Annotated in this window: 6 protein-coding genes; 3 read left to right on the top strand and 3 right to left on the bottom strand. The window is 69.1% G+C overall.

The genetic code is table 11. From position 1 onward, the window contains the following. Positions 1-14 precede the first annotated feature (14 nt). Complete coding sequence (locus ACE3T5_RS08280; RefSeq protein WP_374666389.1) at positions 15-1,094, bottom strand: pilus assembly protein PilM; 1,080 nt, start codon at positions 1,092-1,094, stop codon at positions 15-17. A 272-nt stretch (positions 1,095-1,366) separates the two neighbouring features. Between ACE3T5_RS08280 and ACE3T5_RS08275 the strand changes: the two genes are divergently transcribed. After that, complete coding sequence (locus tag ACE3T5_RS08275) at positions 1,367-3,934, top strand: penicillin-binding protein 1A (protein ID WP_374666387.1); 2,568 nt, start codon at positions 1,367-1,369, stop codon at positions 3,932-3,934. On the opposite strand, the gene cyaY is transcribed toward ACE3T5_RS08275, so the two are convergent. Beyond that, a complete protein-coding gene (gene cyaY / locus ACE3T5_RS08270) occupies positions 3,924-4,253 on the bottom strand; it encodes an iron donor protein CyaY (RefSeq protein WP_374666385.1) in 330 nt (109 codons plus the stop codon). The two genes, ACE3T5_RS08275 and cyaY, sit on opposite strands and share 11 nt — an antisense overlap. Positions 4,254-4,265: 12 nt before the next feature. On the opposite strand from cyaY, the gene ACE3T5_RS08265 reads away from it, so the two are divergent. Together ACE3T5_RS08265 and lysA are read left to right on the top strand one after the other, a co-directional pair. Beyond that, on the top strand, positions 4,266-4,517 hold the full coding sequence (locus ACE3T5_RS08265) for a lipoprotein (protein WP_374666383.1): 252 nt from the start codon (positions 4,266-4,268) through the stop codon (positions 4,515-4,517). Beyond that, entirely contained in the window at positions 4,514-5,791 is a 1,278-nt protein-coding gene (gene lysA, locus ACE3T5_RS08260) for a diaminopimelate decarboxylase (protein ID WP_374666381.1), read from the top strand. Before ACE3T5_RS08265 ends, lysA begins: the two co-directional genes overlap by 4 nt. 16 nt (positions 5,792-5,807) lie before the next feature. Here the strand turns inward: lysA and ACE3T5_RS08255 are convergent, their stop codons facing one another. After that, positions 5,808-6,443: a sulfite oxidase heme-binding subunit YedZ gene (locus ACE3T5_RS08255; protein ID WP_374666394.1), complete on the bottom strand. Its 636-nt coding sequence runs from the start codon at positions 6,441-6,443 to the stop codon at positions 5,808-5,810. Between the last annotated feature and the right edge of the window lie 23 nt (positions 6,444-6,466).

The raw sequence follows: 6,466 nt of genomic DNA, 5'->3' as shown, positions 1-6,466 counted from the left end.
TAGGTTGATGAGGATCACTGCAGGAACCTCCGCATGGCCAGCCCGCACGACGTGAGGTAGGAAGGCGCCTCGCGGCGGACCTTCTTCTCGCGCACACCGTCGCCGATCTGCATGCCCTGGAACGGGTCGGCCAGGGCGCAGGGGAATGAGGTCTGGGCGGTGATCGCGTCGCTCAGGCCGGGCAGCGCCGCCGAGCCACCGGCCACCATGATGTGGTCGACGCGGTTGTGCGGCGTGCTGGTGAAGAAGAACTGCAGCGCGCGGGCCACTTCCTGCGCCATGCTGTCCACGAAGGGCCGCAGCACGCCGGACTCGTAGTCGTCAGGCAGCTCGCCGCTGCGCTTCTTGGCCTCGGCCTCCTCCTGGGAGAAGCCGTACTGCCGCACGATCAGCTGGGTGAGCTGCGCGCCGCCGAAGGCCTGGTCGCGGTCGTAGAGCACTTCCTCGTTCCGGATCACCTGCATGCTGGTGGTGGTGGCGCCGACCTCGAACAGGGCGACCATCAGATCCTTGCCCTCGTTGGGCAGGTCGCTGATGAGCCTGCCGGCGGCCAGGCGCGACGCATAGGACTCGACGTCGATGATCACCGGCTTCAGGCCCGCCGCCTCGGCCAGGCCCTGGCGGTCCTGCACCTTCTCCTTGCGGGAGGCGGCGATCAGCACCTCGATATCGCCGGCGGAGGTGGCGCTGGGGCCGACCACGCAGAAGTCGAGGCTGACCTCGTCGAGCGAGAAGGGGATGTACTGGTTGGCCTCGGACTCGACCTGGACTTCCAGTTCCTGGTCGCTCAGGCCGCCGGGCAGGATGATCTTCTTGGTGATCACCGCCGACGCGGGCAGCGCCATCGCCACGTTGCGCGTGCGCGTGCCACTCTTCTTGACCACCCGGCGCATGGCCTCGGCGACCTCGTCGAACTTCTCGACGTTGCCATCATTGATCCAGCCGCGCTCGAGCGGCTCGATCGCGCAGCGTTCGAGCACGTAGTTGCCGAGCTTGTCACGCCCGAGCTCCACCAACTTGACGCTGGAGGAACTGATGTCCAAGCCGAGCAACGGAGCGGCCTGACCGCCAAACAATGAGCCCAGAGAGATCAATCTCGTCTCCTGAAACGCCTGGATTGAAGGCGTACCAAACTTAAGATTCCACTTGAATGCTAGCAGTAACATCCTTGTCGCACAAAGGAAAATTCCGATTTGAGCAACAGCCGGCGTTGCCAAAAACCGACGCGCAAGCCCACCATCGCACGTCTGGCAACCCCCATGACAGCGCCCCCGCGACCCGGCAACATCGTGCGGCGCTCACTGGAAAGGGCCCGCCTGAGCGTCCATTTTTATAATGGCGCTCCCGGGCCGCACCTTGGAGACCCATGCCTTCCGACCCCGCTCCGCACGCCCCCGGCCCGTCCAGCGCCCGTCCGGCCTGGCAACGCTTCCTGATCCGCGTGGCCGTGTGGCTGTTCGGCCTCGCCGCGGCGGGCCTGGCCTCGATCCTCATCATCGTGGCCGTCGCCCTCTCGGTCGCGTATCCGAACCTGCCCGACATCTCCGACCTGTCGGACTACCGCCCCAAGCTGCCGATGCGTGTGTACTCGGCCGACGGCGTGCTGCTGGGCGAGTTCGGCGAGGAGCGCCGCAACCTCACCCCCATCGGCGAGATCCCCAAGGTGATGAAGGACGCGGTGCTGGCCATCGAGGACGCCCGCTTCTATTCGCACGGCGGCGTGGATTACCGCGGCCTCGTGCGCGCGGCGCTCGCCAACCTGGGGCGTGCCAAGAGCCAGGGCGCCTCCACCATCACCATGCAGGTGGCGCGCAACGTCTACCTGTCGTCCGAGAAGACGTTCACCCGCAAGCTCTATGAGGTGCTGCTCACCTTCAAGCTGGAACACCTGCTCACGAAGGACCAGATCCTCGAGATCTACATGAACCAGATCTTCCTGGGCAACCGGGCCTACGGCTTCGCCGCCGCGTCCGACGCCTACTTCGGCAAGCCGCTGAAGGAGATCACCGTGGCCGAGGCCGCCATGCTGGCCGGCCTGCCCAAGGCCCCCTCGGCCTACAACCCCATCAACAACCCCACTCGCGCCCGCGCCCGCCAGCTCTACATCATCGAGCGCATGGAGGAGAACGGCTTCATCACCGCCGCGCAGGCCGAGGAGGCCAAGAAGCAGCAGCTTCGCGTGCGCACCGGCATCGTCAGCTTCCCCGTGCACGCCGAGTACGTGGCCGAGACCGTGCGCCAGCTCGTCTACGCGCAATACGGCGACGAGACCTACACGCGCGGCCTGAACGTCTACACGACGCTCAAGTCCGGCCACCAGGAAGCCGCCTACAAGGCCCTGCGCAAGGGCATCATGGATTACGAGAAGCGGCAGGTCTACCGCGGCCCCGAGCGCTTCGTGGAGCTGCCCGCCGACCCGAAGGCGCTGGACGACGCCATCGACGACGTGCTGGCCGAGCACCCCGACAACGGCGACGTGATGGCCGCGGTGGTGCTGGACGCCAACCCGAAGAAGATCACCGCCGTGCGGCTGAACGCCGAGCGCATCGAGATCACCGGCGAAGGCCTGCGTGCCGCGCAGTCCGGCCTGGCCGAGAAGGCGCCGCCGCGCACCAAGGTCCGCCGGGGCGCCGTGATCCGCGTGATGAAGACGCCCAAGGACACCTGGGAGATCACCCAGCTGCCCGAGGTCGAGGGTGCCTTCGTGGCCCTGGATCCGCGCGACGGCGCCATCCAGGCGCTGGTGGGCGGCTTCGACTTCAACAAGAACAAGTTCAACCACGCCACGCAGGCCTGGCGCCAGCCGGGTTCGTCGTTCAAGCCCTTCATCTACTCCGCCGCGCTGGAGAAGGGCTTCTCGCCCACCACCATCGTCAACGACGCGCCGCTGTTCTTCGACGCCGGCGTCACCGGCAGCCAGCCCTGGGAGCCGAAGAACTACGACGGCAAGTTCGAGGGGCCGATGCCGCTGCACATGGCCCTGGCCAAATCCAAGAACATGGTCTCCATCCGCGTGCTGCAGGCAGTGGGGGCGCAGAACGCGCAGGAATGGATCACCCGCTTCGGCTTCGAGGCCGAGAAGCACCCGCCCTACCTCACCATGGCGCTGGGCGCGGGCTCGGTCACGCCGCTGCAGATGGCCACCGCCTACTCGGTGTTCGCCAACGGCGGCTACCGCGTCAACCCCTGGCTCATCACCCGCATCACCGACCACAAGGGCAAGGTGCTGGTGGAAAGCCAGCCGCCCCTGAGCAGCGAGGCCACCCGCGCGATCGAGCCGCGCAACGCCTTCGTGATGAACCGCCTGCTGCAGGAGATCACCCGCTCCGGCACCGCCGCGCGCGCGCAGGCCATGCTCAAGCGGACGGACCTGTACGGCAAGACGGGCACCACCAACGACTCCATCGACACCTGGTTCGCCGGCTACCAGCCCACGCTGGCGGCGGTGGTCTGGATGGGCTACGACAACCCGCGTTCGCTGGGCGACCGCGAGACGGGCGGCGGCCTGAGCCTGCCGGTGTGGATCGCCTTCATGGAGGCCGCGCTCAAGGGCGTGCCGGTGGCGGAGCCCACGGCACCCGAGGGCCTGGTGAACGTGGGCGGCGAGTGGTACTACGAGGAATTCGCGCGCACCGGCGGCGTCTCGTCACTGGGCATGGACAGCCCCTCGGGCGCGGCCTCCGCGCCGGGCAGCACGAGCGGTGGCGCCGGTGCCACGCCCGGTGGCGGCATGCCCCTGCCGCCGCTGGCGCCCGTGTCCGGCGATGCCGGCGCCGCTGCGCGGCCCGCCGGCCCCGGCACCACGCCTGCGCGGCCAGGCGATCAGCGCCCCGGCCCCGCGCAGGACCGCAGCCTGATGAACTCCGACGGCCAGCCGCCACCGCGCTCGCCCTCGGAAGAGCGCCGCAGCATCCTGGACCTGTTCAAGAACTGAAGGTGAGCGGCAGCCCTGCCTGCTGCGTCGCGTGGCGGCTCAGGTCCGCCATGAACTCGGTGCCCGCCTTCGTGTCGCGCCACACCTGCCCGTCGAAGCGGTAGTGGTAGCCACCCGCGCGCGCCGCCAGCCACACCTCGTGCAGCGGCTTCTGCAGATTGATGATGATCTGGCTGCGGTTCGGGAAGGTCAGCGTGATCATGCCGCCGACCCGCTGGTTGTCGATGTCCGCGTCGGTCGCGTCATTGAGGCGGTCGCAACCGGCCTCGACGGCGGCCAGCAGGGCCTCGGCGGCGTCGAGGTAGTCCAGGTCGGTCATTACAATTTCCAGATGTTGCGGTCTGCGCAAATTCTAGACACCCCCCTCCTCGTGCGCCGCCGCATGGCCGTGGCGACCCTGGCGCTGGCGGGCCTGCTGGCCGGCTGCGGCCAGAAGGGTCCGCTGTACATGCCTGCGGCCGGGCCGGCCTCCGCGCCGCGGCCCACATTGGGCCAGCTGCTGTTTCCCGTCAGCGGGCCGGCGGCCGCCGCATCTGCACCGGCGCGCCCTGCGTCGGCCCCCACTCCTTCCCGCCAGCCATGAGTTCATCCGTCCTGCCCGGCCACCCGCACATCCATCACGAGGGCGGCCACCTGCATGTGGAAGGGGTGCGCCTGGCCGATCTGGCGGCCGCGCATGGCACGCCGCTGTTCGTGTATTCCAAGGCAGCCATGCTGGCTGCGCTGGGCGCCTATCAGCGCGGCTTCGCAGGCCGAAAGGCGAAGATCTGCTATGCGATGAAGGCCAATTCGTCGCTGGGCATCCTGCAGGTCTTCGCCCGCGCGGGCTGCGGCTTCGACATCGTCTCCGGTGGCGAACTGGAGCGCGTGCTGGCCGCCGGCGGGCAGCCGGGCGACATCATCTTCTCGGGCGTGGGCAAGACGCGGCGCGAGATGCGGCGCGCGCTGGAAGTGAGCATTGCCTGCTTCAACGTCGAGAGCGAGGCCGAGCTCGACACGCTGAACGCCGTGGCCGTGGAGATGGGCCGTACCGCGCCGGTGAGCCTGCGCGTCAACCCCGACGTGGACCCGAAGACGCACCCCTACATCTCCACCGGCCTCAAGGGCAACAAATTCGGCGTCGCGCATGACCGCGCGCTGCACGCCTACCGCCATGCCGCCAGCCTGCCGGGCCTGCGTGTCGTGGGCATCGACTGCCACATCGGCTCGCAGATCACCACGACCGGCCCCTACCTGGATGCGATGGACCGCGTGCTGGACCTGGTGGAAGCCGTGGAGCGCGAGGGCATTCCCATCCACCACATCGATTTCGGCGGCGGCCTCGGCATCACCTACAACGGTGAGCAGCCGCCCGCGGCTGACGCGCTGTGGCAGCAGATCCTGGCCCGGCTGGACGCACGCGGTCACGGCCACCGGGCCCTTATGATCGAGCCCGGCCGCTCCCTGGTGGGCAACGCAGGCCTGTGTCTGACCGAGGTGCTCTACCTGAAGCCGGGCACCGACAAGAACTTCTGCATCGTCGATGCGGCGATGAACGATCTGCCGCGGCCCGCGATGTACCAGGCCTTCCATGCGATCGTCCCCGCCACGCCGCCGCAAGGCGCGAGCGCCACCTACGAGGTGGTGGGCCCGGTGTGCGAAAGCGGCGACTGGATCGGCCACGACCGCGAACTGGCCGTGCGCGCGGGCGACCTGCTGGCGGTGCTGTCCGCCGGCGCCTACTGCATGAGCATGGCCAGCAACTACAACACGCGCGGCCGCGCGGCGGAGGTGCTGGTGGATGGCGATGCCGCGCATCTCATCCGCGCGCGCGAGGATGCGGCCGACCAGATGCGCATGGAGCGCCTGCTGGCCTGACGCCTTCCGGCCCCTGTCAGCGCCCGCGCGCCACCGGCCCGGCCCCCGGTGACGCGGCCGTGCGAACGCGGCGCCACAGGCGCCACGCCAGCAGCACGCCGAGCACCGCCGCGTAGACCGCCACCTCGGCAAAATCGTTCTTGCCGGCGCGCATCCAGAAGAAGTGCAGCACGGCCAGCCCCGCGATGACGTACACCGCGCGGTGCAGCGCCTGCCAGCGGGCTGCGCCGAGCGCGCGGATGGCGCGGTTGAACGAGGTGGCTGCCAGCAGCAGCAGCAGCACGAAGGCCAGGAAGCCGACCAGGATGAACGGCCGCTTGGCGATGTCGCGCGCGATGTCCGCCACGTCGAAGCCCATGTCCAGCCAGCCATAGGCCAGCAGGTGCAGCAGGCCGTAGGCAAAGGTCGTCACGCCCAGCGTGCGCCGGAAGCGGGCCAGCGTGGGCAGCCCGGCCAGCACGCGCAGGGGCGTGACCGCGAGGGTGATGCACAGGAAGCGCAGGGTCCAGTCGCCCGTGGAGCGGATCAGCGCCTCTGCCGGGTTCGCACCCAGGCGATCCGTGGCCGCGCCGAACACCAGCCAGGCGAAGGGCAGCAGGCACAGGCCCAGCAGCACCGGCCAGGCCGCCGGGTGCAGCAGCGCGCGACCGATGCGGACCTTGGCGCCCGGCGCCG

It is taken from the genome of Ramlibacter sp. (genome assembly GCF_041916345.1).
Taxonomy (GTDB): domain Bacteria; phylum Pseudomonadota; class Gammaproteobacteria; order Burkholderiales; family Burkholderiaceae_C; genus Ramlibacter.
This window is presented reverse-complemented; position numbering and strand designations above follow the sequence as displayed.

Excerpts from the sequence above, each read along its gene's own strand:
- ACE3T5_RS08275 (WP_374666387.1), top strand. The coding sequence starts at position 1,367 with ATGCCTTCCGACCCCGCTCCGCACGCCCCCGGCCCGTCCAGCGCCCGT.
- cyaY (WP_374666385.1), bottom strand. The coding sequence starts at position 4,253 with ATGACCGACCTGGACTACCTCGACGCCGCCGAGGCCCTGCTGGCCGCC.
- ACE3T5_RS08265 (WP_374666383.1), top strand. The coding sequence starts at position 4,266 with ATGTTGCGGTCTGCGCAAATTCTAGACACCCCCCTCCTCGTGCGCCGC.
- lysA (WP_374666381.1), top strand. The coding sequence starts at position 4,514 with ATGAGTTCATCCGTCCTGCCCGGCCACCCGCACATCCATCACGAGGGC.